This window comes from Vibrio sp. Y176 (assembly GCF_033438945.1).
Window position 1 is genome coordinate 1 of the sequence record NZ_JAWOQS010000146.1, and the last position, 998, is coordinate 998.

At 45.8% G+C, this 998-nt stretch carries 1 protein-coding gene and 1 pseudogene; both read left to right on the forward strand.

What is annotated here, in order from left to right:
* Nucleotides 1-510: pseudogene (locus R7O13_RS24725) on the forward strand (FAD-dependent oxidoreductase); the annotation flags it as partial.
* 1 nt (nt 511) lies between these two features.
* Nucleotides 512-998: DUF1365 domain-containing protein (locus R7O13_RS24730; RefSeq protein ID WP_318304917.1), on the forward strand; the 487-nt coding region annotated here is incomplete at its 3' end.

Below are 998 nucleotides of genomic sequence, written 5' to 3' on the forward strand. Positions count from 1 at the left end.
GACCAGGCTTTAGCGATGCTCAGTGATGCCTCGTCATGTGAAAACGACATTTTGTCTAATATGGCTTACCAAGCAAATGATGTGGTTCTTCACACTGACACGAGTGTATTACCGAAACGAAAATCTGCATGGGCATCGTGGAACTATTTGCTGGAAGGAGGCGAAGAGGAGCAGCAACGATTGCCGTCCCTAACGTACAACATGAATATTTTGCAGCATATCGACTCTTCACACACATTCTGCGTCACCTTAAACCGTACTGAAGATATCGACGAGAACAAGATTCTGCGTCAGTTCACCTACCATCACCCTGTCTTTACGATGGAGTCTATCGCTGCCCAGCAACGCAAAGAAGAAATACAAGGAACTCAACATACGTGGTTTTGTGGCGCTTATTGGTACAACGGATTCCATGAAGATGGCGTGCGCAGTGCTTTGGATGTTGTGAAAGGAATTGCCGCTAAACATAACGAGAAAAACGACACTCTTTATGAACAAGGTGCTGCGTAATATGAGTATCCCTTCTCACAGCCAGTTATTTATAGGCACTGTAAGGCATCGTCGTTTTACGCCCGTTAAGCACGAGCTGAATTATTCAATGTTTATGCCAGCGATTGATTTGGATGAAATTGGCGTACTTGAGAAAAAAGTTTGGGGCTTTGGGACTCGCTGTTGGCATTGGGCTCGATTCAAACGTGATGATTACCTCGGTGAAGGGAGTTTGAAAAAAGCGGTGCAAGACAAAGTCGCAGAACTTACGGGCGTACGTTGCAGCGGCAAAGTGCTGGCTGTCTGTCATTTGCGTTATCTCGGGCTTTATTTTAGTCCGGTGACTTTTTACTACCTGTATGACCAAAAAGGTGAATGGCAATATCTTCTCGCCGAAGTCAGCAATACACCTTGGAATGAGCGCCATTATTACGCGATAGCGGCTGACCCAAAGGATGAAGATTTTGGTTGGGAGCAAGACAAAGCATTCCACGTGTCACCGTTCAACC